At 39.9% G+C, this 1,099-nt stretch carries 1 protein-coding gene; it reads right to left on the minus strand.

Features of this window, described 5'->3' with window-relative positions:
* Positions 1 to 663: ABC transporter ATP-binding protein (locus ACS8FD_RS16340; RefSeq protein WP_439276617.1), on the minus strand; the 663-nt coding region annotated here is incomplete at its 3' end.
* Between the last annotated feature and the right edge of the window lie 436 nt (positions 664 to 1,099).

The following is a 1,099-nucleotide window of genomic DNA, read 5'->3' on the forward strand; positions in this document are numbered from 1 at the left end:
AGGGTTGTGTATGATTTCAGCGGGCTGAGCGAATTGCGCGACTTTGCCATCTGATAGCAGTAAGATACGATCTGATAACGTCATCGCTTCTTCTGGGTCATGAGTGACGATCAAGGTAGTCAGCTGATAGCGTTTTGCAATCTCACGAATACGCGCTTTGACTGTTTCTTTAATCACCCCATCTAGTGCCGACAAAGGCTCATCTAATAGTAGTATCTTGGGCTTCATGACTAACGTACGTGCCAGCGCGACACGCTGCTTTTGACCGCCTGATAGCTGATGAACACGCTTACTTAGATGCGCTTTAATATCGAGTAAGTCGATCAGTTCATCGACTTCTTGTTGTGTACTCACACTAGGATTGTTACGCAGACCGTATTCGATGTTTTGTTTGACATTAAGGTTAGGGAATAACGCATAGTCCTGAAAGACAATATTAAATCCTCGCTCCTGCATCGGCACTCGGGTGATATCTTCACCATTGTAGGCAATTCGGCCACCACTAATATTGGTTAAGCCTAGAATCATATGCAATAAAGTAGTCTTACCGCAGCCGGACGGTCCTAAGATTGAAACTATCTCGCCCCTATTTATTTTGAGTGATATATCCTCAAAGATAACTTTGTCATCATACTTCTTAGTAACCTGCCTAAGCTCTAACATATCGACTCACCTAATCACTTATAAAATTTAAGTACTTGTCTTGCATAAGTCTGCAGTGTATCTATCAGATATGACAATACAATGACGTCAGCCTAGATTGGTTTTTATAATTTACAATAAGGACAAAGGGGGCTTATGTATTTATGAATAAATAATTTCAGAATACTTCAATATAATCGTTCCTTTATGTACAGCGTATAAATACAGTCCCAATTTATTATGCCATTATGGGTGCGATAAAAAGATATGTATAAGAGACAGTAAATATATAATGATGGCATCTACATTATGAGCATTGAAGACAAAAATATGAACATGGATATCGAAAACGGCAACGCTGACCAACACGCCGACCAAATAGAAATCATTTATGAAGATGAGTTTTTAGTAGCCATTAATAAAGAGGCGGGACTACTCGTCCATCGCAGTTGGCTGG

The organism is Psychrobacter sp. 1U2, assembly GCF_051847575.1.